General features: G+C 70.3%; 14 protein-coding genes. 2 read left to right on the top strand and 12 right to left on the bottom strand.

The features are described 5' to 3' along the window. Positions 1-265 precede the first annotated feature (265 nt). A complete protein-coding gene (locus tag BHS09_RS02770) occupies positions 266-5,044 on the bottom strand; it encodes a DNA topoisomerase 3 (RefSeq protein ID WP_140800595.1) in 4,779 nt (1,592 codons plus the stop codon). A gap of 498 nt (positions 5,045-5,542) precedes the next feature. On the opposite strand from BHS09_RS02770, the gene BHS09_RS02765 reads away from it, so the two are divergent. Further along, on the top strand, positions 5,543-5,827 hold the full coding sequence (locus BHS09_RS02765; RefSeq protein ID WP_140786964.1) for a hypothetical protein: 285 nt from the start codon (positions 5,543-5,545) through the stop codon (positions 5,825-5,827). Between the two features lie 251 nt (positions 5,828-6,078). Here BHS09_RS02765 and BHS09_RS38510 read toward each other — a convergent pair whose 3' ends face one another. The 4 genes from BHS09_RS38510 to BHS09_RS02750 all read right to left on the bottom strand — a co-directional run bounded on the left by BHS09_RS38510 (position 6,079) and on the right by BHS09_RS02750 (position 10,291). Then, positions 6,079-6,231, bottom strand: coding sequence for a hypothetical protein (locus BHS09_RS38510; protein WP_161605120.1), 153 nt, complete (start codon positions 6,229-6,231; stop codon positions 6,079-6,081). A 142-nt stretch (positions 6,232-6,373) separates the two neighbouring features. Then, complete coding sequence (locus tag BHS09_RS02760; protein ID WP_140797084.1) at positions 6,374-7,546, bottom strand: NAD-dependent epimerase/dehydratase family protein; 1,173 nt, start codon at positions 7,544-7,546, stop codon at positions 6,374-6,376. Positions 7,547-7,592: 46 nt separating this feature from the next. Next, a complete protein-coding gene (locus tag BHS09_RS02755) occupies positions 7,593-8,891 on the bottom strand; it encodes an NTP/NDP exchange transporter (RefSeq protein ID WP_237077987.1) in 1,299 nt (432 codons plus the stop codon). A 95-nt stretch (positions 8,892-8,986) separates the two neighbouring features. Beyond that, complete coding sequence (locus BHS09_RS02750) at positions 8,987-10,291, bottom strand: pyridoxal phosphate-dependent aminotransferase (RefSeq protein WP_140786955.1); 1,305 nt, start codon at positions 10,289-10,291, stop codon at positions 8,987-8,989. Positions 10,292-10,567: 276 nt separating this feature from the next. Between BHS09_RS02750 and BHS09_RS02745 the strand changes: the two genes are divergently transcribed. Next, positions 10,568-11,281: an AMIN-like domain-containing (lipo)protein gene (locus tag BHS09_RS02745; RefSeq protein ID WP_472796583.1), complete on the top strand. Its 714-nt coding sequence runs from the start codon at positions 10,568-10,570 to the stop codon at positions 11,279-11,281. A gap of 10 nt (positions 11,282-11,291) precedes the next feature. Here BHS09_RS02745 and BHS09_RS02740 read toward each other — a convergent pair whose 3' ends face one another. From BHS09_RS02740 to BHS09_RS02710, 7 genes are all read right to left on the bottom strand, one after another. Further along, complete coding sequence (locus BHS09_RS02740) at positions 11,292-13,256, bottom strand: 4-alpha-glucanotransferase (RefSeq protein ID WP_140797082.1); 1,965 nt, start codon at positions 13,254-13,256, stop codon at positions 11,292-11,294. 84 nt (positions 13,257-13,340) lie between these two features. Then, positions 13,341-16,535: an efflux RND transporter permease subunit gene (locus tag BHS09_RS02735; protein WP_140797081.1), complete on the bottom strand. Its 3,195-nt coding sequence runs from the start codon at positions 16,533-16,535 to the stop codon at positions 13,341-13,343. A 43-nt stretch (positions 16,536-16,578) separates the two neighbouring features. Further along, a complete protein-coding gene (locus tag BHS09_RS02730) occupies positions 16,579-17,790 on the bottom strand; it encodes an efflux RND transporter periplasmic adaptor subunit (protein WP_237077986.1) in 1,212 nt (403 codons plus the stop codon). A 209-nt stretch (positions 17,791-17,999) separates the two neighbouring features. Beyond that, positions 18,000-19,070: an ADYC domain-containing protein gene (locus tag BHS09_RS02725; RefSeq protein WP_140786945.1), complete on the bottom strand. Its 1,071-nt coding sequence runs from the start codon at positions 19,068-19,070 to the stop codon at positions 18,000-18,002. 78 nt (positions 19,071-19,148) lie between these two features. Next, positions 19,149-22,973 (bottom strand): nSTAND1 domain-containing NTPase, encoded by a 3,825-nt coding sequence (locus BHS09_RS02720; protein ID WP_140797080.1) that lies wholly within the window; start codon positions 22,971-22,973, stop codon positions 19,149-19,151. Positions 22,974-23,092: 119 nt separating this feature from the next. After that, positions 23,093-23,554 (bottom strand): response regulator, encoded by a 462-nt coding sequence (locus BHS09_RS02715; protein WP_174258617.1) that lies wholly within the window; start codon positions 23,552-23,554, stop codon positions 23,093-23,095. Between the two features lie 159 nt (positions 23,555-23,713). Then, positions 23,714-25,384, bottom strand: a complete 1,671-nt coding sequence (locus BHS09_RS02710) for an Ig-like domain-containing protein (protein WP_161605119.1) — start codon at positions 25,382-25,384, stop codon at positions 23,714-23,716. Between the last annotated feature and the right edge of the window lie 2 nt (positions 25,385-25,386).

Below are 25,386 nucleotides of genomic sequence, written 5' to 3'. Positions count from 1 at the left end.
CGTGCCCCCCTCTTCACCCTGCGTCCGCTCACAAGTCCGCTGGCTTGGCCGGACCAACGTGGCGATGGGCGGACGCCGCCTGCACTGCCCGCCAGCGCGGTGAAGAAGATTCGTTGCCTGGACGCACGCTCTCCGTTCCTGCGGGCGTGCGGACACGGCCCCTTGCGCCCGTCCCGCGGACTTGCGCTGGAATCTCCGTGGCGCGCGGAGGGAAGCGCCCTTCCCTTCGTGGGAAGGACGCCTCCTTCCTCGCGGGCTTCCGGGCTCAGCTCCTGCGCGCCACGAGGGAAAGAATCTGCGCGCCGTAGCGCTCCGTGAGGGAGGGCCCCACCCCGTGGATGGCCATCAACTCCGAGCCATTTTCCGGACAGGCCGACGCAATGGCCTCCAGCACCCGGTCGGTGAGGATGCGGAAGGCGGGCACGCGCCGCTTGCGCGCCTCCGCGAGCCGCCAGGCCTTCAAGGCCTCCACCATCTTCGGAGAAGGCTCGGCCGCGGCGCGGCGGCTCGAGGAGGCACTCGGAGCCGCCGTGCTCCGGGACGCACGCGGCGCCCCGGCGGTGCTCTTCGAGGGAGCGTTCGCGCGCCAGTGCGTCGACGGGTCTTCCTCATGGGATTCGGATGCCGTGCGCCGCGTCGCGGCCCCGGCCTTCGCGCGGACCGTGCGTTTCTTGGCCGAGGACCGCTTCGCGGTGCCCTTCTCCGCGCCCTTGCCCCGCTTGCGCTTCGCGGCCTTCTCCAGGGGCAACGGCAGGACCACCTGCTGGGGGTCCACCGCGCGCGTGCGCCGGCCCTCGTCCGTCAGGGCGAGGCGCTGGAACGAGATGACCTGCCCGTCCTTGTCGAACGAGTCCATCTCCAAGCGCGTCAGCCCGGCGCGGACCAGTCCGCCCACCAGCCGCTCGAAGTCGCGCCGTGGCAGGGACTCTCCGAACAGCTCGCGGTGGAGCCGTCCGGTGGCCTGTCCGTCCCGCTCCTGGAGCGACTCCAGGATGCGCTCCAGCCAGTGCCGCTCCGCGGAGGTCGGCTCGGCGAAGCGCAGCGTGGCGCAGGCCTCTGGTGCACAGACGTCGCACAGGCCGCACGGCTCACCCGAATCCTGGGTGTCACCGAAGTGCCCCACGAGCTGCTTCATGCGGCAGCCATGGGCCTCCGCGTAGCGCCCCATCTGCTCCAGGTGCAGCAGCTTGCGATCGCGCTGGGCCGAGTACGACGCGGACCAGCCCGGCTTCCCGCGCATCACCGTCTCGTCAGGCGTCATGACGACGCCGCCGTGAATCCAGAGCTGCTCCAGTGCCTTGTCGAAGACCTCGGGGTCTCCTCGCACGCGGCCCTGGAGCACGGCCTTGGGCTCGAGCTGCGGCGCCGTGGACTTGAACAGCCGCTCCAGCACGTACGCCTCCGGGTAGTCGCGCCGGTGGAAGAACTCGTGCGTGCGCCGGTCGATGTACGAATGCAGCAACACCGCGCGCGACGGCTTTCCATCGCGGCCCGCGCGGCCCAGCTCCTGGTAGTAGCCCTCCAGGCTGGCGGGGAGCGCCGCGTGGATGACGGTGCGCACGTCCGCCTTGTCGATGCCCATGCCGAACGCCGTGGTGGCCACGATGACCTCCAGCGAACCCCGGAGGAACTCGGCCTGCACCCTGTCTCTCTCCGAAGGCTGGAGCCCCGCGTGATAGGCCGCCGCGGGGAAGTCGCCCGCGAGCTGGTCCGCGAGCTGCTCGGCGTGCTTGCGCGTGGCCGCGTAGACAATCGCGGGCCGGTTCTCCTCGTCCTGGAGCAGGCCCTGGATGGCGTCGCCGCGCGCGCCGGGGTTCAGCTCCCGCACCTCGATGGCGATGTTGGTGCGACGGAAACCGTGAATGAAGGTGCGCGCCTTGCCCCCGGGGCCTTGCAGGCCGAGCTGCTGGACGATGTCCCGCTGCACGTCCGGCGTGGCGGTGGCGGTGAGGGCCACCACGGGCGCGGGGCGCAGCAGCGGCAGGCGCGAGCCCAGGAGCCGGTAGTCCGGGCGGAAGTCGTGTCCCCATTGGGAGATGCAGTGGGCCTCGTCCACCGCGATGAGCGCGGGCGTGCGGCGCGCCAGGAACTCCACGAAGCCCGGGACGCCGAGCCGCTCGGGCGCGATGAACAGGAAGTCGAGCCGGTCCTCCAGGTAGTCCGCGCACACCTGCCGCGACATGGCCCGGTCTCTTCCGGAGTGGATGCGGTCCGCCGCGAAGCCGAGCGACTGAAGCCGCGCCACCTGGTCCTCCATCAGCGCGATGAGCGGACTCACCACCAGCGTGGTGCCCGCGCGCGCCAGACCCGGCAACTGGTAGCAGAGCGACTTGCCCGCGCCCGTGGGCATCACGAGCAGCAGGTCCTCTCCCGCCGTGGCCGCGCGGCACACGGCCTCCTGATACGGCCGGAAGTCCGAGAAACCGAACGCCTCCTTCAACAGCGGACGCAGCGCCTCGGGCGCCGTCGGCGCACGCCGGACGCGCTCCGGCCGCTGCCCGGTGGACGCGGCAGACGCCGGGGTCCTCGCGCGGTTCGCTGGAGCGCGAGCGGCGCCAGCGTCCCCCCAGGCCCCAGCGTTCCAGCCCGCGCCATCCGCTCGCGGAAGACGTGAGGCCGGTCCGCCGCCCGGTGACATGGCGGAGGACGGAGGCTCGTCACGAGGCTCCGAGCGACCGACGGAGGCCGAGGTCCTGCTCCGCCGCGTCCCGAAGAGCGGCTCCGAAGGCTCCAAGAACGCCCCCTGGCGTCCCTGTCCCGGCATGCCCGCGGAAGCATCCGCCAAGCGCTCAGCAGAGGACTCCGCGAATGCCCCCTGTCGGCCACGTCCCGACATACCCGACGTGGCATCCGCGGAGCGCTCGACAGAGGACTCCGCGAACACAGCCTGCCCGCCAGGGCCACGCGCTCCCGCGCCAGCGCCGTGCGCCGCAAACGCACCTCCCGCACCCACCACTCCGCTCGCCACCGTCGCCGCGCCGTCCTGTCCCCAACCCGCGCCAGGTGGCGCCCCCATTACCTCGTTGCGCGGAGGCCTTTGCGGCGCGGTGGCGCCATGGCCCACCACCTCGATGACATACGCCTCGATGCCGCGAATGAACTCATCGAGCTGGCCCTCTCCGCGCTCGATGCGCTGGAGCCACGCTTCCCACTGGCCCGTCATGGCCGGCGTCTTCACATCCGGGTGCACCACCTGGATGAGATGGATGCCCTTCTCCGTGGCCTCCATCACCTTGCCCCGACGGCGCAGGTACTCGCGGTCCAGCAGCACCTCGATGATGGCCGCGCGGGTGGCGGGCGTGCCCAGGCCCGTCTCGCGCATCGCGTCCGCGAGCTCCTTCTCATCCAGCGCCCGCCCCGCCGACTCCATGGCCGTCAGCAGCGTCGCATCCGTGAAGCGCGGGGGCGGACGCGTGCGCTTCTTCACCGCCTCCACGTCCTCCACCGACTGCGGCTGCGCGCGCTCCAACCCCGACGGCAAGTTCTGGGGCTCGTCGTCCGGCTCCCGCTCCCCGTCCTCGCCCTTGCGTCCCTCCGTCTTCAGACGCGGCGCCTTCTGCCCGCCGCCAATGTCCAGCACCTTCCAGCCCACCCGCTCCACCTGGGTGCCCGTGCTCTGGAAGCGGTCCACCACCGGCGGCGCCCCTGCCGACGTCACCGCGGTGATGACGGTGGTGACACGCCAGACATGGTCCTCGTGCCACGCCTGGAGCAACCGCCGGCACACCAGGTCATAGACGCGCTGCTCGTCCGGAGACAGCCGCACCCCACCCGGCGACGTGGGCGTGGGGATGATGGCGTGGTGGTCCGTCACCTTCGCGTCATCCACGTAGCGCTTGCCCAGCGCCCGAGCCCCCGTGCCGACGGCCAGGTCCTCCTCATAGGGCGCGCGGATGGCGTTCACCACCTCCGGCAGCGTGTCCGCCACCGTGCGCGACAGGTGCCGGCTGGCGGTGCGCGGATAGCTCAACAGCTTGTGCTTCTCGTAGAGCGCCTGCGCCACCTCCAGCGTGCGCTGCGCGCTGAAGCCATAAAGCCGGTTGGCATGCCGCTGAAGCTCCGTCAAATCGTAGAGGAGCGGAGGCGCCATCTTCTTCTGCTCCGCCTCCAGCGATTCGATGACGGCCCGCCCGGCGCTCACGCGGTCGATGATGGCCTGCGCCTCCACGCCGTTCGCGTCCAGCCGCCGCGCCTCGCGCACGCCTTCGAAGCCCGGGGGCGCCACGGGCTTGCCGTCCGGCCCCGAGCGGAACCACGTGCCCTGGTACCGCGCGTCCGACGGCACGCCCTTGGCTTTGGGCGCGAAGGTGGCCACGACCTCCAGGTAGTCACGCGGCACGAAGTCGCGGATGGCCAGCTCGCGCTCCACCACCATGGCCAGCGTGGGCGTCTGCACCCGGCCCACGCTCAGCATCTCTCCGTGGCCCCCGTGCGCCAGGGTGTACAGGCGCGACAGGTTCATCCCCACGAGCCAGTCCGCCCGGCTGCGCCCCATGGCCGCGGCGGCCAGCGCTTCGTATTCACGGCCGTCCGCGAGCCGGCGGAACCCGTCCTGGATGGCCCGCTCCGTCAGCGACGACACCCACAGCCGCTGGACCGGCTTGCGGCACTTCGCCGCGTCGTAGATGTACCGGAAGATGAGCTCGCCCTCGCGCCCCGCGTCCGTGGCGCACACCACCGAGGACACCTCCGGCGCGTTGAGCACCTGCTTCACCACCTCGAACTGGCTGCGCGTCTCCTTGGAGACGACCAGCGGCCAGTCCGCCGGGAGCATGGGCAGCAGCGCGCGGCTCCACTTCTTCCAGTCCGCGCGAATCTCATGGGGCTGCGCCAGTCCCACCAGATGTCCAATGGCCCACGTCACCACATAGCCATTGCCGCGCAGCCAGCCCTCACCGCGTTCGTTCGCCCCCAGCACCCGCGCGATGTCGCGCGCCACGGAGGGCTTCTCCGCCAGCACGGCCAGCAGGGAGGAGCGGCCTGGAGACGCCTTCGCACCACCGTCCCAGCCTCCGCGCCTGTCCTCCCGGGGCGTCTCGCCCATCTCTTCCCACCTCATGTGCCCTGTCCCCTCCCGCCCACCACACCACCCACCAGGGAGGGAGCCTGGAGACGCAGTGTGAGCCACTCCCCTATCGTGTCAGGCTGACATCTCCGAGTCCCGCCTCGCCCTACCCGTAGCGCCTGCTCGCCCCACGTCCCACCCGCCACCTTCCAGGTCTCTGAGAAGATGCGGAAAATCCACCCCGCCAACACCCACTGAAACACGCCAGACACGCTGGCGCGCTCGCGCAAGCAATTGGCGCGGAGGCGGAAAACTCCGTCCTGGGTCTGAGCCAGTATGCCCTTGTCGCCAGTCACTTCGGCGGACCGAACGGGGGGAAGACGCATGTCGCACGTCGCGTATGGACCGGGCCGGGGGGCATCTGGGGGAAACACGAGGCTCGGTGCAGTGTCGCACGGCGACAAGGGAAGCAGGGCCACGGCTCAACGGCCGGGGCGCTTTTCCCGGGGGGAGTGGCTCGAGGCCACTGGGGGGGCTTTGGAGGGCATCGTCATTCCGGAGCTGGCCACCTTCGCGGGGGCGAAGCGGGCACAGCTGGCGGTCCTGGCGAATTCAGCCGTGACGGCAGCCATCCAAATCCAGTCGAGGGACGTAACGCGGGTGGCGTCCATGCGCCCGCAGACGTTCGGACGCGCTCAGACGCAGGCACGGCTGCGGGCCCTCTCACGGCCCGCGGTGCCCTGGGACGCAGCAGGACAGGTGAAGGGGGGGCCTCGGCTCCCCCGAGTGACGGTGCTGGGGGCACCGGGCAAGCGCACCTGAAGGGGCCGTAAGCGGTGTAGGGGGAAGGTGTCACACGCAGCTTCGCTGGAGGGGTCCAAGGCCCTCCGGACACACACCAAGGGCGGGTAGGAAGACGGCGCCGCGGGGGCGGCAAAGTCTGTGGAAGGGGGACCCGGGGTCACGCTCGCCAGAGGGGGAGGGCGAACCCGATATATGGGTCGAAATCCGAGGGATGCTCCGAGTCCATCGGGGCATCCCTCGTTGCTTTGCGGGGCACCTGGCGCGTGTGTTCACTCCACGAGCAGCGCCGCCGAGCCCGTCACGGCGCGGTGAAGGGTGAGCCACAGCGCGTTGCCGGCGGCATCCACGGAGGCGAAGCAGTGGTACGGGTAGCCGGACAGCATGGCGTCGTCGCCGTAGCGCGGGGACTCGCGGAAGCCCACCGCGCCGAAGTTGTTCCCCCAGGCAGCAAACCGCGCTGCCCCACCCTTCCTGTCAAACCCGCGTCCACAGACGCAAGGACGGGCAGTGCGAGGAGGCGCTTCACCTGCCCCCAGCCGCCCGTCCCCGCGCTCGAAGGCTCGCTCAGCCCGCGTTGGCGGTGCCGCGCGCCTGGTGCCACGCGGCCAGCACTTCCTTCTCGCGCTCGGCGGACAAGCCGGAGCGCGGCTTCGCTTGACGCTCGGGAGGCAGCGCCTTGAACCAGGCCAGCGTTTCGCGAATCGTCTCCGCGGCAGGGCGGAACGTGATGCCCGCCGCCAGCGCCTTGGCGATGCTCACCTTGCCGATGCCGCCCTCTTCACCGTTGCGCGGCACCCAGGCGGGCATGTCCGACCACGCCTCCACCTTGTGCTTCGTGAGGAAGTCGGTGTCCACCCACGTGAACCGCGCGTCGCTGCCCAGGGCCGTCTTGTTCGCCTCCAGGAAGTCCCGCATCAGCAGGTCCTGGCTGGGGCCGGTGGCGTTGAAGATGCCGGTGGTGCGGGCCTCCACGGAGCGGATGATGAACGCCGCCAGGTCCCGCGCGTCGATGAACTGCAGCGGGTCCACGCCGTCACCGGGCGCCAGGACCTCACCACCGCGGGCCACGCGCAGGGGCCAGTAGGTGAAACGGTCGGACGGGTCATCCGGCCCGACGATGAGGCCCGGCCGCACGTTGAAGACACGCCCCGGCAGGGCGGCCTCGGCGGCCTGCTCGCACAGCGCCTTCAGCGCGCCGTAGTGCTTCTCCACATCTTCGGTCGCCGTGTCCTCCACCGTGGCGACGGCGGCCGTCTCGTCGAGCCCCTGCCGCGACAGCTCCTTGTAGACGGAGATGGAGGACACGAAGGTGTAGTGCTGGACGTGGGGCGCCAGCAGCTCCGCGGAGGCGCGCACGATGCGCGGCACGTAGCCGGAGGTGTCCACCACCGCGTCCCACTTGCGGCCCTCCAGCGCCTTCAGGCCCTCGCCCTTGTTCGGGTCGCGGTCGCCCGTCAGCTTCTCCACGTCCGGGAAGAGACCCGGTTTCGTCTTCCCCCGGTTGAAGAGCGTGACGGTGTGGCCGCGCGAGCGCGCGAACTCCACCAGCGCCGGGCCCAGGAACGCGGTGCCGCCCAGGATGAGGATGCGCAGCGGCGCGGCGGGCGCGGAGGACTGCTCCCCCTGCCCCTGGGTGGAAGACGCGGTGCCGGACGTGCCCGTGGTGGCGCACCCCATGGCCCAGAGCGAGCCGGCCGCGGCCACTCCCTGAATCACACTCCTGCGAGACAGCGTCATGCGGGATTCCTCCTGCGTGTGTGGACTGACTGCGTGTGGATGACCGCTAGCGGGCCGCGGCCTCTTCAGGCACCGGCGCCTCGGGCGCGGCGGACGGCACCGGCTCCGCCTGCCGCCGCTGGTGGCGCGCGAGGTACAGCGACACGCCCAGCCACAGCCCGGCCAGGGGCACCGCCGCCAGCGACAGGCCCGTCATGCTCAGGCCCAGCTTCGTGAGGCCACCCTGGAGCCAGGCGCTCACCGTGTCGCTGCCGCGGTACACCACCGTGTCGATGAAGCTCTTCGACTTGTAGCGCGCCTCGCGGTCCACGGTGGTGAAGAGGACCTCGCGCGAGGGCCGCTCCAGCGCGTAGTGGCTGGCGCCGCGCACCGCCTTGAACAGGATGAGCACGGTCAGCACCGGCATGGCGGCCAGCCCCAGGAAGCCCAGGCCCGTCACCACCGGCGCCACGGCGAGCCCCGCCCCCAGCCCCAGCCAGGAGATGACGCGTCCCGTGACGAGCGTCTGCAACCCCAGCGTGGCCAACTGCACGTAGAAGTCGATGTCCCCGAAGAGGGCGGTGCGGCTGGCCGCGTCGTTGCCCATCGCGGCGACGAGCCGCACCTCCTGGAAGTAGAGGAACGTGGAGGTCGCCGCGTAGAGCAACACCTGGAGCCCCAGCGCCAGCAGGAACGGCGACGTCACGATGAGCCGCAGCCCCGCGAGCACGCCGCCGCCCACCGGGCCCTGCGCCGCGGCGGGCTGCTGCTGGACGTCCTGGGCCCAGCCGCTCAGCCGGCGCACGCACTGCGCGCTCACCTCCAGCAGCACCACCGAGATGAGGATGAGATTCACCGGACCTACCGGCTCGGCGAGCCGCCCCACCAGGAAGGGCCCCACCAGCATGCCCGTGGTGCCACCCGCGGCGATGAAGCCGAAGAGCCGCTTGCTCTGTCCGCTGGCGAAGACGTCCGCCATGAAGCTCCAGAAGATGGAGACGACGAACAGGTTGTAGACGCTCAACCAGACATAGAAGACGCGCGCCACCGTCTCCCGCGCCACCCCGAGCTTCAGCAACACGAAGAAGCCCAGCAGATTGAGCAGGAAGAAGCGGTAGATGCGAGGAATCACCACCCGCCGGGGCCAACGCGACACCAGCGCGGAAAAGGCTGGCACCGCCGCGAGCATCACCAGGAAGGTGGCGGTGAAGAGCCAGTCCAAGCCCTTCACGCTGCCCGCCGTGCCCATCTCATTGCGGATGGGCCGGAGGATGGCATAGCCACACATCAGCGTGAAGAAATACAGGAACGACCAGCGGACGGCGCCGACTTCCTCGTCCCGAACGTCCACGAATCGCCTGAGCATGGAGGAATTCACGTGAGCGGCCCAACGAGGCCCCGGGCAACGTATTCCCAGGACCTCCATAGTGGAACGAGCGCAGCGGGAAGATGTCGCAAGGATTACGCGCCGGCGGAGAGGACCTCGCGGAGCGCCGCCTCCACCCGGGGCAGCGCCTCCTCGATTTCCTTCACCGACGTGGCCCCCACCGACAGGCGGAACCAACCCGTGTCCGCGTCCAGCCCGAAGGCCTGGAAGGGCACCACGCCCAGGTTTGCCTTCTCCAGCAGGAGCTTGCGGATATCATTGTTGGAGCGCAGGCCGCCCTTGCCCACCAGGTCGAAGCGCACCGACAGGTAGATGGCGCCCTGCGGCGCGATGTGCTGCACCGGCAGCCCCGCCTCGCGCATGCGCGTGAGCCCCTTGTGCAAGGCCTCCAGCCGCGCTTCCACGGCCTTGCGCATCCCCACCAGGAAGGTCTCCATCGCCGCGGTGTCGTCCAGGTAGCGCGCCACCGCGACCTGCTCCGCCTTGGGGGCCCAGGCGCCCACGTGGCCGAGCACGTCCCGCATGCGCGCGATGATGGTCGGCGGTCCCACGCCCCAGCCCACGCGCACGCCCGTGGCGGCGAAGGCCTTGGAGATGCCATCCACGAACACCGTGTACGGCGCCACCTCCGGCACCAGCGACACCGGCGTGACGTGCCTGGCCGCGCCGAAGCTCAGCACCCAGTAAATCTGGTCGTACATGAGGATGAGCGGCTTGCGGCCCTGCTTCTCGCGCTCGCGGTTCTCCGCGACGACGCGCTCGCAGATGGCGCCCAGCGCATCCGGCTCAATCATGGTGCCGGTGGGGTTGAGCGGGCTGCACAGGCACAAGAGGCGCGCGGCGCCCAGGTGCGGCGCCAGCTGCTCCACGGTGGGCATGAAGCCCCGCGCGGCGTCCGTCACCACCACCGCGCTCTTCGCGTCCATCATGTGCGCGTAGTGGTTGTTGTTCCACGAGGGCACCGGGTAGACGACCGTCTCCCCCGCGTCCAGCACGCTGCGGTAGGTGCCGTAGATGATGGGCCGCGCGCCTCCCGCGATGACGATGCCCTCCAGCGGATACTTCAGGCCCAGCGAGCGCTCATAGAAGCGCTGCACGGCCTGACGGAGCTCCAGCACGCCATCCGACGGCGGGTAGTTCGTCTCGCCCGCCTGGAGCGCGGCGGTGATGTACTCCCGCAGCGGGTCGGGGATGGGGAACTCGCGCGGGTTGAAATCGCCCACGGTGAGGTTGCACACCTTCTGCCCCTTGGCGGCCCGCTCGCGAATCTCCGCCGCGATGCGGAGGATTTCGCTGCCGACGATGCCACGCGCCATCGTTCCCACGGTGGCGTCGTCCTTGGAGGGACGGGGAAGAGAGGTCAGGTCGAGGGGGGCCATGCGAGGGTGCTCTCCGGTTCGTGCGCGTTCGGGGGCCGCGCGGACAACTTGCGGCGCGGACGATAGTCGCGGCCCCGCTGTCCTGTGTCATGCATTCGTGGTGACGGCGGCCCTCCGGGGCAACCGGTCCTCCGTGAAAATTTCCAGCGCTTCCGGGTCCGTCCACGGGTGTTACCTTTGCCCGCTTTCCCGTCGTGACGCTGGCCCCCGGGCCATCGCCCGTGCGAGACGATGGGCCGCAGTCCTGAACTCGCAGGCCCTGCCAGGAGGGGAATGATGACGCGGTCCGGACGCAGGATGACGTCGCTGTGGTTGGCCGGGTGTCTGGCGTTCGCCGGGTGCTCCAAGAAGGAGGAGCCCGCCGCGGCCACTACCGGCGCGCAGCCCCAGCCCGAAGTCCAAGCGCCGCCCACCTCGCCGCCCCCGGGCACCATTCCACGCGAGGGCGAGGCCGCCGCCAGGCCTCCCGTGCACACGGCCTCGATGGGTGACAGTGAGACCAAGCCGCCTTCGGACGCCCCCGCGGGAGACGCTCCCGCCGAGGACCCGAAGAACCGCGAGTGGACCACCACCCCGGTGTCGCTGAAGCGGCGCCCGGCCCAGTCGGTGACGCTTCGCTCGGTGCGCGCTGGCACGCATGCCGACTTCGACCGCGTGGTGTTCGAGTTCGACGGGCCGCAGGTCCCCGGCTACCAGCTCCAGTACGTGGACAAGCCCATCATCCAGTGTGGCTCCGGCGACGAGACGCCTCTGGCCGGCAAGGGCTTTCTCCAAGTCACCCTGTCACCCGCGCGCGGCCATGACGACCAGGGCCGCGCCACCGTGGCCGCGCTGGAGATGAAGCCCAAGCTGCCCGCCCTGCTGGAGCTGGTGCGCACGTGTGACTTCGAGGCCGAGGTGACGTGGGTGCTGGGCACCAAGGCACCCAACGACTTCCGCGTCATGGAGCTGCACGACCCCACCCGCCTCGTGGTGGACGTGAAGCACTGAAGACCACACGTCACCCGGCCCGCAGCTCGCGGGCCAGTGCGTCCAGTCCTTCCAGCAAGCGCTGGTGCCGCGCGCGGGCCGGTGCACCCTGGGCCCGCAGCGCCATGGCGAGCACCGCGGGCAGGTTCACCGCGGCGTCCCCCTTCAGCCGCTCGCGGTACTGTCGCGCCCAGTCCTGGGGCACGCGCAGGGACCAGTTGCGTTCGTCCACCGTGCCGGGTGCGTTGTACGTCTCCGGCATCCCGAGCAGGTCGGTGAAGAACATCATCACGTTGCGCGCGCGACTGGCGAACAGGTCCGCCACCTTCGCCTGCGCCAACCGTCCCGGGCTCGTGGACAACTCGCGCGCGAAGGCCTCGCGTTCCGAGGGCTCGGGGCACAAGCGGACCGCCAGGTACTCCGCCTGCGCGCGCAACGTGCCCTTCCATTGCCAGTCCGCCACCAGACGCCACAGGGACTTCGTATCGTGGTTGCCCACCATCACCCAGTCATCCGGGCCCACGTTCTCACTGCGGTACACGTCCGACGGGTCGTGCAGGTCCGCCTTCTGCGTCACGCGGAAGCGGCCCAGGCCGTACTGCGCCAGCACGCGCTCCAGCGGGTACGGCAGCGTGCTGAGCACCTCCGCGAGCAAGTCCCCCACCTGCCGCCCGTTGCGGCGCGACGCCTCCACCACCGTGTCGAAGAGGACGCTGTAGCGGCGCACCTGTTCGGGCGTGAGGTCCTTCACCCAGCGGTCCGCGTAGCGCGGCACGGCGCGGTCCACCTGCGCCGGGCGCACGAGCGCGAAGCGCGCCAACTCAGGGTGGTCCGGCAGGTCCGGTGACGAGAAGAGCCGCGCGCCATGTTGCACGGACCACAGCGCGTCCGGCAGGTCCGCGCGGTACACCCACGGGCACACCAGTCCGTGCGGATGGTCCAGCCGCAGCCCGTCGTATTCGCCGAGCATCTTGTCCATGCGCGCGTTCATGAAGCGCAGCACGGGCCCGTTGCGGCTCCCGGCGTTCGCCCGGGCGTCGTCCGGCTCGAAGTACTGCTCCGGGTCCATCACCGGATAGTTCCACGGCTGACCGTCCGGGTTCGTCCTGCTGGGCGGCGCGCCCATGAGGTAGGTGCGCAGGAAGAGGCCCTGCCAGGCCCACGCGTCGCGCGGCGACAGGCCAATCTGGAGGTCGCCATACAGCTTCAGCCGCCATGCGCCCACGCGCTCACGCAGGCCGTGGTGCTGCGCATGGACCAGGAACTGACAGAAGGCGTAGCGCTCCAGCGTGTCCGCGTAGCGCAGCTCCAGCTGCGTCAGGCGCGCGACGGCGGCCGCTTCCTCCTCCGGGCGGGGATTCCACAGCCGCCCGTCCAGCGAGTCCGCCCAGCGCCGCCAGTCCGGCTCGCGCTTCTCCTCGCACAGCACGTCGAAGAGGGCATCCCGCACCAGCCAGGCCCGGTGCTGCTGACGGAAGGTGTCGAAGCGCGAAGCCAGTGCCCGGATGGACGGAGCGGCGTCCGGCGCCGCACGCTTCTGCTGGAAGGTGCGCCACGCTTCGTTCAGCAGCGTGGTCTGCGCGCGGAAGGCGTGACGGAAGCGCTCCCCGGGGGGCAGCGCCGAGGGACGGCTGGCGGCGAGCTGCGCCACGCGGCCCGGTGGCAGCAGCGCGCCCCAGGGCTCGGGGGCCTCCAGCAGCGCGAGCGCCACGTTGAGGAGGTTTCGCGAGAAGAGCGTGCCGTCATACGGCGAGGCGTTGAACTCCGTCACCTGCCCCTGCGGCCCCAACTGGATGCCGTTGAAGCCCAGCTCCCGGGAGAACGCGAGGAAGCGCGCCGCTCCTTTCGAGTACGGCGAGCCCCAGCCCGTGTCCTCTTCTGGAAGGCTGGGGAAGCTCGGGTCGTGGATGCTGAGCACCCAGTTGCGGACGTCGAGCGCGGCCAGGGCTTCGGTGACGAGTCGGTGGTGATTTTCAGGCAGCAAGGCGCGAGACATGGCGGAAGGGGCTGACCCTATGGCCCCTGGCGCGATGCGCCAACCGTCCTGTCGTCCCGAGCCCGCCCGTTCGTTGCCGAGCCCTCAATCGTGCCGCGACTGAGGGGCGGGCCGCGGCTCTCCACGGCCGCCGCCCCCACCCGGAATGTGTGGCCGCTGTTCAGGAGGCTTCATCCGGAAGAGCTTGCGCAGCATGCGGATGAACCACGTCCGGCCGTCCACCAGGATTTCGTACACGGTGGGAATCACCAGCAGTGTCAGCAGCGTGGACGTCATCGTGCCGCCAATCACCGCGCGTCCCAGCGGCGCGCGGAAGTCGCCGCCCTCGCCCGCGCCGATGGCCACCGGCACCATGCCCGCCACCAGCGCGAAGGTCGTCATGATGATGGGGCGCAGACGGATGCGGCCCGCTTCGATGAGGGCCTCGCGCAAGGGCATGCCCTTCTCGTGCGACCACTTGGCGAAGTCGATGAGGAGGATGGCGTTCTTCGCGACGATTCCCATCAGCAGCATGATGCCGATGAGGCTCATGAGGTTGAGCGTGTCACCGGTGATGAGCAGCGCCAGCACCACGCCGATGAGCGACAGCGGCAGCGAGATGAGGATGGCCACCGGGTCCAGGAAGGAGCCGAACTGGATGACCAGGATGAGGTACATCAGCATCAGCGCCATGCCGAGCGCGATGAACACGCGCATGAACACCTCGGCCTGGTCCGCGGACTCGCCGCCCGTCGTCAGCGTGTAGCCCGGCGGCAGCTTCACGCCGTCCAACCGCTTCTGGATGTCCGCGCCCACCTCCGACAACGAGCGCCCCTGCACGTTCGCCTGCACGTTGATGACGCGCTCACGGTTCAGGTGCGTCACCTGCGCCGGGCCCAGCGTCTGACGGATGTCCGCCACCTGCCCCAGCGGCACCAGCCGGGGCGGCCCGCCCGCCGCCGCGCCCACGGAGATGGGCAGCTGCGACAAGTCGTTGGGGTTGTCACGCGCTCCCGGCGCCAGCCGCACCATGACGTCTCGCGTCTCTCCAATGGGGTCCACCCAGTCGCCCACGTCCAGGCCCGCGAAGGCCGGCCGCAGCACCTGAGCCACCTGCCCCACCGTCACGCCCAGCTGTCCGGCGAGCCCGCGGTTCAGCTCCACCTCCAGCTCCGGCTTCTGCCCTCGCGTGGACAGGCCCACGTCCACCGCGCCGGGCACCTGCTCGACTTCCTTCTGGACCTGCTGCGCCAGCTGCGTGAGCACCCGCTGGTCCGGGCCGCGCAGCTCGTACTGAAGCTGCTTGAAGGCGCCGCCGAAGCCCGAGGTGAAGACGGAGGCGGTGGCGCCGCCAATGCGCTTCATCTCCTCGCGGAATTGGACGCCCAGTGCGTCCTGGCTCACGTCGCGCTCCGCCTTCGGATTGAGCCGCACGTACACCAGGGCCTGGTCCACGCCAGGCGCGCTGAGCGCCAGGGGCACGCCGATGGTGGCATAGGTGTAGTCCACCTCCGGGTGGGCGCGCAGGGTGCGCGTCACCTCGTCCACCTTGCGCCGCGTGTACTCCAGGCTGGAGCCCGGCGGCGTCTCCACCAGCAGCTCCACCTCCGCGCGGTCGCTCACCGGCACGAAGCCCGCGCCGCCCACGGTGCCCTGGAGCACCAGCGCGCCCACCAGCGAGCCCACTGCCACCAGCGCCATCACCAGCCGGTGGTCCAGTGCCCAGGCGATGACGTGCGTGTAACGCTCCGCCTGCCGGTCGAACCAGGCGTTGAAGCGGTTCAGCGTCCGGGTGATGAAGCCCGGGTTCTCCTTCTTGGGCGGCTCCGGCCAGTACGCGCTCAGCATCGGGTCCAGTGAGAAGGACACGAACAACGACACCAGCACGGCGCAGGCGATGGTGAGGGCGAAGGGCTTGAACCACTGGCCGGCCACGCCGTACATGAAGGCCACCGGCACGAAGACGGCGACGATGGAGAAGGTGGTCGCCGACACCGCGAGGCCGATTTCCGAGGTGCCCTCGCGCGACGCCGTGTAGTGGTCCTTCCCCATCTCCACGTGGCGGACGATGTTCTCTCGCACGACGATGGCGTCGTCGATGAGGATGCCGATGGCCAGCGTCAGGCCCAGCAGCGACATGGTGTTGAGCGTGAAGCCGAAGGCCCACACGCTGATGAAGGACGCCAACACGCTCACCGGCAACGCCAGACCGGTGATGACGGTGGAGCGCCACGAATTGAGGAAGACGAAGACGACCAGCACCGTGAGCAGCGCGCCTTCCACCAGCGCGGACTGCACGTTGTGCACGGCGCTCTCCACGCGGACGCCGGCGTCGCGCACGATTTCGAGCTTCACGCCCGCGGGGAGCCGCTCCTGGAGCGCCTGCACCCGCTCACGCACCGCGTCCGCGACCTCGGTGGTGCTGTAGCCCCGGGCCTTGAGCACGTCGATGCCCACCGCCTGGGCGCCGTTGAAGAGCGCCAGCGTGCGCGGCTCCTCGGCGCCGACGAAGACGTCCGCCACCTGCTCCAGGCGGATGGCCTGGCCGTTGCGCGAGGCCACCACCATGTTCCGGAAGTCCTCCACCTTCTCCAGGCGGCCCTTGAGGCGGATGGACTCCTCCGTCAGCGGCGCGTTGATGCGGCCCACCGGCGCCGCCAGGTTCAGCGCCTGGAGCGCCGCCACCACCTCCGCTACGGACAGGCCCGCGGCCTGGAGCGCCTCGGGATTGAGCTGCACCGTCATCTCCCGCGCCACGTCACCGACGACCTCCGCCTGGGCGACGCCGGGCACCGAGCGCAGCTCGCCCACCACCTTCGGGTCCGCCACCAGCGACAGCGCCGCGACGTCCAGACCTTCCGAGGTGAGCGTCAGGGACACGATGGGCTGGTCCGCCGGATCGAAGCGCGTGAGGATGGGCTCCTCCATCTCCTGCGGCAGGTCCGCGCGCTTGCTGGAGATGGCGTCCCGGATGTCCTGCGTCGCCTCCTGGATGTCCTTCTCGAAGTCGAAGAACACCGTGAAGGAAGCCAGGCCGTCCGTGGCGATGGACGTCGTCTCCTTCGGGTCCACGCCACTGATGGCGAAGATGGCGTCCTCGATGGGCTCGAGGATTTCCCGCTCCACCGTCTCGGGTGATGCGCCTGGATAGAGGATGGTGACGCTCACCACCGGGGGCTGGACGTCGGGGAACTCGTCGGTCTCCAGGAGTCCCAACGACACGAGACCAAAGACCACCAGCGCCAGCATCGAAGTGATGGTGATGATGGGCCGCTTGATGGCGAAGTCTGAAATGAACACGGACGTGACTCCAGGCTTGGAGCAGGGGTGGGACGGCGCGGCCTCACGGCGCCGGGGGCGCAGCGCCCTCCTCCGGTGGTTGCGCGGACGCGGGACGCGGCGTGAGCTCCCGCGTTCCAGACGAAGGCGGCGGTGCCTCCGAGCCGCCAACGCCGGGCCTCGCCTCCTCCACGGGCTTCGAGTCAGGCCGAGGGGGCGACACCTTCACGCGCCCGCCCTCCGCCACCTCGCTCCGCGCGGCGCCCAGCAGCACCACGTCGCCGTCCTCCAGGCCTGAGCGGACCTCGACCTGCCGCGCCACCTCGTCGCGCAGGCCCAAGTTGACGCTCACCCGCTGCACGCGTCCTTCCTGGATGCGCAGCACGGCGGGTTCGGTCCCCGTGTCGTCGATGGCGTCGATGGGAATCGCGACCGCCTGCGTGCCCTTCGAGGCCACGCGCCCCTCCGCGAAGAGGCCGGCCAGCAGTTGGAGGTCCGTATTGGGAATGGCCACGTAGATGCGGACCTGGCCGGTGGCCGGGTCCACCACCGGGTTGATGCGCTCCACCGTGCCGCGGAAGGCGCGGTCCCCGTAGCCCGTCACGTGGAACTCCACCGGCGTGTCCACCTGCACCTGTTCGAGCTGAGCGGCGGGCACGGAGGCCTCCAGGCGCAACGTGCGCGGGTCCACCACCGTGAAGAGCGGCGCGCTGGGCTGGACGACGTCACCCGCGCTGGCCTGCCGCTCGCTCACCACGCCCGCGAAGGGCGCCACGACACGCGCGCGGTTGAGCTGCTCCTGCGCCAGGGCATGCCGGGAGCGCGCCTCCGCGAGCTGCCCCTTGGCCTGCTCCACGGAGAGTTCCGCCTGTTCGACGTCGCGCTGGGTGATGACGCCCGCCTTGGACAGCCTCGCGGCGCGCTCCTGCTCGGCCTCGGCCACCTGGAGCGCGCTTCGGGCCGTGCGGACCGCCGCCGACGCCGCGATGAGCTGGTCCTTCAGCGTGACGTCCTCGATGCGCGCCAGCTCCTCGCCCTTCTTCACCACCTGACCCTGCTGGGCCTTGATGTCGAGGATGGTGCCGCCCACCTCCGCGCGCACCGCCGCCGCCGTGCGCGCCTGCAGGTTGCCGGAGATGCCAGGGCCGGAGCGCAGCTGCCGCACCTCGGCGCGGGCCACGTTCTCCTGGCCCAGCGTCACCTCCAGCTCCTCTTGTTGAGGCGCGGGCGCTGCTTCCTCCCCTTTGCGGCAACCGGACAGGGCGCAGAGCCCCATCAGAATCCCCGCCGAGGCTCCGCCGAAGACCTGTCGTATTCGAGCCCGTCTCACAGCGCGTCTCCCATCCCCGCCCCCCAAGGCGAGCCGGCTAACCATGGTGTCGGCCCCCTGCCCCCGGTACCCGGTGACAACAAGGTCCACCGCCAGCAAGCGGGCCGGGCTGACGGGCTGGCGAGCCCTCTCAGGCTCGCCAGCGTCCAAGGTGCCTACTGCGCGGGAGGGACCTCGCTCATGATGAGCGTGCCGGCCTGGAAATGGGCCCACTTGCCGCAGTGGGTGCGCTGCGTCTGCCCCGGGCAGCTCACGGCCTGCGCCGCGCGCGTCGTCTGCGTGAAGCAGCGCGCGCCATCGGCATCCCACTCGGCCTCGTGCAGCCACGCCTCCGTATCCGTCTGCACGTCCACGCCGTCATGGAGGTTCACCCACTGGCCATCCGTGGTGTGCGACGTGCCGTCGCCGCAGAAGTCCGCGCGGACCATGCGAGTGCACGCCTGGTGGTGGTCCGCCAGGCTCAGGCCGTCCGCCGTGGTGCCCCAGGGCCGGTAGCCGAAGCGCACGCACTTGGCGATGGCCGCACCCTCGCAGGCGAAGGTGAAGCGCGCGGCGTCATCCACCTTCGCGCCGCCGCCCGGCACGCCCTGGCGGTAGTCCCACCGGCCCGCGATGGGGATGGCGCCCAGCGCGGAGCCATCCGCCGCCGCGCACGCGGGCTTCCAGAGTGCATCCGCCGCGTCGTAGTAGGAGACCTGGTACGCCCAGACGTCCGCGTCCGCGCCCGTTCCAGGCTCGATGCCGTCGACGCGCAGCTCCACGGTGTCACCACTGTCCAGGTTGCCGGTGAAGCGCGCGCCCAGGAAGGCCTGGCCGGACACCGGGCCGCTGGAGGCGACGCCGTGGAAGACGCTGCCCTCCAGCCGCACCGCGCCCACCACCTCCGCCGCGATGCGGGCGCCCACCAGGTCCACGGACACGAGCAGCTGCCCCAACTCGGGGGTGTTGAGGTTGCGGCCATTCAGGTTGCGGCCATTCAGGTTGCGGCCGTTCGGCGCCGCCAGCTCCGCCACGCCTTCGCGCAGCGCCACCGGCTCCGCCTCCGACACGTTCCCCGCACAGCCCACCATGCTCACCGTGCTGACCAGCGCCGCCACCGTCTGCTTCCAAGCACCCATCACCCACCACCCTCCCGGCCCGACCACGGAATCAATGTCCGCAGCGGCCCCTCGCCCAGCAACTCGCCCGAGGACCCGCAGGCACTTGCTTCGTCCACTGGGCATCACCGCCCCAAGACGTCAGGGCGGACACAGGGTTCCTCCGTCCGGTAGCGCGCGGAGCGGATGTAGGGCAGGCAGGCGGGCTTAGGGGTGCGCGTTGAATGCCACGTCCGCGCACACCCGCATGCCCACCGTCACGTCGCGCAGGGACGGCTCCGGCAGCTCGCGGTTGGAGGCGCGCGCCGAGGTCGCCGCGAAGGCGAAGCTGCCTCCACGCGCCACGGCCTTGCCCGGCTCCAGCCAGGAGCGGGTCCACTCCCACACGTTGCCGGACATGTCGTCCACGCCGAAGGGACTGCGCGATGCGGGGTGACTGCCCACCTCGTCGGGGCCGAAGCCTCCGGGCTGCTTGCCATAGGTGGTGTCGATGTTGGCGTCGTCCGGAGCCAGGGTGTCGCCGTGGGGGTACTCACGCCCGTCCACGCCGCGCGCCGCGCGCTCCCACTCCAGCTCCGAGCAGAGCCTGGCGCCGGGGACTCGGCCGCTCTCCGACAGCCACGCGGCATAGGCCTCCGCGTCCGCGAAGGTGATGCCACTGACGGGGAAGCGCAGCCAGTCCTGCTCCGCGCGCGATGTACGGCGGGCGTAACGCAGCGGCGCCCCGGCCCGCGCCATGTAGGGCTCGTTCCCTGGCTGGAAGCGCAGCCGCCAGACGCCGTCCACCTGCACCAGCGCGAGCAGCCCCGCGTAGCCGCCCGTGCCCACGCGCGGCAGCCGCTGTGCGCGTTGCGCGGGCGGCAGCGCCTCCACGTAGGCCAGCCAATCGGCATACGTCACCTCGTGCCGGGCCATCAGGAAGGCGGGGACGGCCACGGCGTGCAGGGGCACGGCGTTGAAGAACTCGCGCACGCTGGCCTCGGCCGCGCTGCCGAACTTCACCTCACCCGGCGGCACGAAGACGAAGCCCTCCGGCACGCTGCCCATGCGCGGCAGCGGCACGCCGAGCCGCCGCGACTCGCCTCGCCGCAGCAGCACCCACTGCACCACCGGCTCGTAGCCGAGAGCGCGCGCGGAAATCTGGTACGTGCCCGGCGCCACCGCTGCGTCCAGCCAGCGCCCCGGGTCCGCTTGCAGGGGCTCTCCCAGCTGATACTTGCCCTGCGCATCGCGCGCCAGCGGACGCAGCTCCAACTCCGCCCCTGGGACAGGTGTCTCCAGCGTGAGGCTGGCCGCGGCGTTCCAGCGCCGCCAGCGCGTGCCCGCCGTGTCATAGAGCCGCAGACGCTGGAGCAACGCGGGCAGCGCCGAGGCGTCTTCGTCCTGCTCGGCCCACAGCGCGCGCTCGTAGAGGAAGTCCGCCAGGGCCTCGCGCACGTCGGCGCGGCCGGGCGCCAACGCCAGCGCGCGCTCCAGTCGTCCGGCCACTTCGTCGAAACGGCCGCGCAACTGTCCCGCTTGCGCACCAGCCCGGTTCCAGTGCCGGTCCGCGTCGGCGCGGCGGCCGGTGTCGTAGAGGCGGAAGGCCTCGTCGCGCTCGGCGCTCAGCGTGCCCCAGTCCTGACGCACGGCGCTCAGGGCCTGGGCCGCCTGGCCCAGCTCGTCGCGCACCTGCCGGTCCAGGCTCCAACGATCCCTCAGCTTGAGCCCGCCGTAGACGAGCCCCAGGGACATGACGAAGCCCACCACCAGCGCATGCCGCGTCCGTCGGCTGCGCACCATGGTGCGGCGCGAGGCCTTCAGGAAGTCGCGCTCGCGGCGGGTGAGCTCTCCCGTGTCGAGCACCTGCGTCTCCTCCAGCTGACGCGGGCCCCAGAGGGATTCGCTCGGGAAGCCCAGCTTCTCCCAGTGCGCGGCGGCGGCCTCCAGCCGGGATTGGACCTCGCGGCGCTCGGAGGCCTCGGTCAGCCAGCGCGCCAGCGTGCCCCAGCCGGAGAGCAGCGCCTCGTGGGCGAGTTCGTAGGACGTGCCCTCCTGGGCCTCGCGCGCCACCAACAGCCGCGCGTGCACCAGCGCCTCCAGGGCGGCGCGGTAGCGGGCGTCGTCCCCCACCAGCTCGCGGTCCGTCTTCCGCGCGCGGGTGCCGTCCGCGGTGACGAGCCGCAGGAGCACGCCCCGGGCCGCTACCCGCTGGTCCGGTAGCAGCCGGGCCACCGCCGCATCCGCGTGCCGCGCGAGCGCGCCCTCCACGCCGCCCAGCGAGTCGAGCACCGCCTGCGTCATGACACCGGCCGCCGCGTCGCGCGCCTCCCACATCTCGGCCAGCGCGAACTGGAGCACCGGGAGGCCGCCCTCCGCCGCGGACAGGGTGGAGGTGACGAGCGCATCCACCAGCGCGTCGGATTCGAAGCGCACACCCTTCACGCGGGCGGGGCCCGTCACGGCTTCCCGCGTCTCCTCGGGCGACAAGGCGCGCAGCAGGTACAGCGCGCGCGGCACCTCCGCGCCCAGCCCGGGCACGGCGGACAGCCGGGTGAGGAAGTCACTGCGCCCCGTGGCGAGCAGGCGCACGCCACTGGCGCCCTCCGCGAGCGCCCCCAGGGCCTGTCCCGCCAGCTCCGCCTCGGGCGGCGGCGCCAGCGTCACCAGCTCCTCGAGCTGATCCACGTAGACGAGCAGCCCCTCCTGGACCCCCAGCTTCACGCGGAGCCGGCGCACCAGGGACGTGGGCTCGGCGCGCAAGCCTTCGGCCAGGGTCTCTTCTTCCGTCTCCAGCACGGGCGCGAGCGCAGCGACCAGGGCCGCCAGGGGCCTGCGGCCCGGCACCAGCCGCACGCTGCGCCAGCGACGTCCGTCCTCCAGGGCCCCTTCGGTGACAGCGGGGAGCAGCCCGGCGAGGCACAGGGAGGACTTCCCCACGCCCGAGTCACCGGTGATGAGCAGGAAGGACTCCGAGCGCATCCGCTCCAGCACCGCGCGCTGCTCGCGGCGGCGGCCGAAGAAGACGGCGCGGTGCTCTGCTTCGAAGGCCTGGAGGCCGCGGTAGGGATTGCCCTCCGGCACCGCTTGGACGGTGTCGTCTCGCGTCAGTGCGTCCAAGGCATCGAGCAGCTGTGAGGCGGTGGCGTAACGCTCGGACGGCTCGCGACGCAGACACTTGTCGATGACGGCGGCGAGCCCGGCATCCACGCCGGACACCGCTTGCGCCAGGGGGCGCGCATCCTGGTGGCGCACCCGCTCCGGGAGCTCGCGCCACGGTACGTCCCGGAAGGGGCCCTTGCCCGCGCACAGCTCGTACAGGACGACGCCCAGTGAGTACACGTCACTGCGCGCCGTCAGCGCCTCGCCCGCCCAGGCCTCCGGGGACATGTAATACGGCGTCCCCACCAGCGAGCCGCGCGGCAGCGATGGAAGGAAGATTCCGTCCAGCGAGCGCGCGCCCAGGTTGGGGCTGGCCTCCGGATCCAGGTCAGGAGGCAACTCCGGCGGCGGAGTCCCGGAAGCGGGCGGCGCGCCATCCCCCGCCCCCGCGGCCCGGTCCAGGAGCTTCGCGAGGCCGAAGTCGAGCAGCTTCACCTCGCCAGCCTCGGTGAGCACGGCGTTGCCCGGCTTGATGTCCCGGTGCAACACCCCGCGCCGGTGCGCGGCGCTCAGGCCCCGTGCCAGGTCCCGCCCCATGGCCAGCACGCGCTCCCAGGGTTGGGGCTTGGGCAGCCGGTCCAGGCTCATCCCCCGGATGAACTCGGAGACGAGGTAGGGCTGCTCCTCCAACTGTCCCACCCGGTAGAGGGTGACGACATTGGGGTGCTGGATGCGCGCGGCCGCCCGGGCCTCCACGAGGAACCGCGCCAGGGCGTTGGGCCCCAGGGCGGGGATGAACTTCACGGCGACGGGGCGCTCGAGCAGCGTGTCATGGGCCAGGAACACCCGCCCCATGCGCCCACGCCCGATGGCCCGCACAAGGCGGTACTCGTCGAACTCCTGGGGAGGAGTCCACGCATCAGGAGGCGGCGAGGCGGCCGGAGAGCCCACACCCGGTGCCTATGCATCCGTCCGCCAGGGGTCAACTGAACGGGCCGCGAGGGAGGAGACTCCAGGACGCCAGGGCCGCTGGAGTGTCCGTTGCCGAGCAGTGGCGTTGTCCTTGGGCGTCAGCCGCCCCGGACCTTCCCCTTGCTCGGCTTGAGCATGTTTCGGATCTTGTTCTCCAAATCCTGCGGCAGGCAGGGCTTGGCGACGAACTCGTCCGCGCCGGCGTCCCGGGCGTGCTCCGCGTTCCCCGCGAGCACATGGCCGGTGAGCGCCATGACGGGGATGTCCCGGGTGCGGGAGTCCTGCTTGATGCGCCGCGTCGCCTCCCAGCCGTCCATGACGGGGAGGGACAGGTCCATCAGGATGATGTCGGGCTCGCCCTCGCTGGCCTTCGCCACCGCTTCCACGCCGTTGCGGGCGGTGTCCACCTCGAAGCCGACGAACTCCAGGTACTCCGCGTACATCTCCCGGGCATCATCGAAGTCGTCCACCACGAGCACGCGCTTCTTGTTCCCGCCCGCCGTGGACTCCTTGGCGGTTGGCATGTCTTCTGCCGGGACTGTCATCGCCGTGCTCTTCATGGGACAGACGCCTCTCGGGTTGGAACGGGCGTTGAACAATCTATACACGCCCCTCCCGACGTGCCCACCCCACCCCGCGCTTCAACGAATACGGTCCGAAGTGCCGGTGCGTGTTCATTGGAGAACAGGTGGGGCGGGCGGTGGGGTATCGGTGGGTGCTCAGTAGTTGGCGCGGTAGACGTAGAGGAGGCGCTGGTGGGGAGTGCCTTCGGCCGCCTCGATGCGGGCCAGGACAGGTTGGTCCTGTGCGTCCAGCGCAACAACACCATGACCCGAGGGGATCCTTCCTGGCAGCGGGCGCAGCAAACCGCCCAACGGTCCCCATGCGATGCCGTCCCAGCGGCGGAGATAGGTCACCCAAGGCCCATCCGGAATCTCAGGCTCGCCCAGCAACGCAACCAGTCGGCCCTGAGTATCGACGTCAAGCCCCCCGATCAGCGCATCCGTGGCCCCCGGAAACAGGCCGCCGGCAGGCGCACCAAGGTTGACCCATCCTTGAGCCTCATCAAATCGCTGGACTCCATCAGCCTGTGCCCCATGGATGTCCGTATACGCGACGGCCCGAACCAGGTTGTCATCCCCATCCAGGCCATATCTGCGATGTGGCCCTTCAATGGGCGTCACCAGGGACTCCCACGCACCACCGTTCCACCTGTGGATATACGATTTCGAGACACTCCAGCCCGGGTTGAACTCGGACCAGACGACAATGGGACGTCCCTGCACATCCAGCAGCAACCCCACATTGGAGACGTCCCATGTGGAGTCGACCTTGAGGGCCCCACCGAGCGGCACCCAAGCAGTGCCTCTCCAAGACAAGACGGATACCTGGGACTCCTGATTCGAGTTCTTCTCCCGAAAAGCCATCGCCATGTCGCCACGAGCGTTTGCCTTGAACTGGAAAGCCTCGATCATTCCTTGCGACAGGCTCCTCTCGACAGGCCCTCCTACAGCGGTCCACTGGCTTCCTGACCAGCGGCGGACATGAACGTTGATATGCCCGTCCTCTGTCCCTTCCGTCCAGGCTACGACTGGGTTTCCTTCCGGAGAACCCTGGAGCACAGATGCGTAGACATATGTCTCACCGCCATTCGCATCCAACACCTCTCCCAACGGTTCCCACAACATCCCATTCCACCGCTTGACATGGACGCCCCAATTCCCAGGCCTGGCGCCATCTACAAACGCAACAATGGGATTACCCGCTGCGTCGAACCCAAGCGACGGAAAATTCACAGTGGAAAATCCTGAAGACTCAGCAGCAAGACCACCGCCCATGGCGAGATAGGCAGGGAACGTCCACTCCCAGGAGTCCACAGGGGTAATGAGTGCGTTTCCCGCGACGTCCGTCACCGAATCCGTGAGCGTCACGGACATCGTCGTATCCACCGGTGCGGAGCCCAAAGGCCGCAACGTCAGCGAAGTACGCTCTGGAGAAAGCAGCAGCTCCACGGGCACCTCGCTGCCATTCGACCAGAGCTTCACGGAGTCTGTCGTGACAGAGCCGGGCTCAATGGGCTCGGAGAATACGGCCTGGATGGGATGGCGAACCAATGCTGTCTGAGCCCCCGGCAAGGGGGTTTGCGAAACAAGCCTCGGTGCCGTCCGGTCCACGGTGAGCGTGCTCGCATCGCTCATGATCCGGAGTTCCCCGATGGTGACTCTCGCGGCAAAGCTATGAATTCCCTCATCCAGGGCCTCCGTGCTCCAGCGCAGCTCGTAGCGAGGCGGAGGCAGCAAGGCGAACGAATTCCCGTCGACGAACAGTTCAACGGCGTCTGGTGCATCCCCCAACACGGAGGCACGAACCCAGACGTCTCTATTCGTCACGG

The organism is Myxococcus xanthus, from assembly GCF_006402735.1.
GTDB classification, from domain to species: Bacteria; Myxococcota; Myxococcia; order Myxococcales; family Myxococcaceae; genus Myxococcus; species Myxococcus xanthus_A.
The sequence above is the reverse complement of the archived record's forward strand: the minus strand, read 5'-3'. Positions and strand labels throughout refer to the sequence as shown.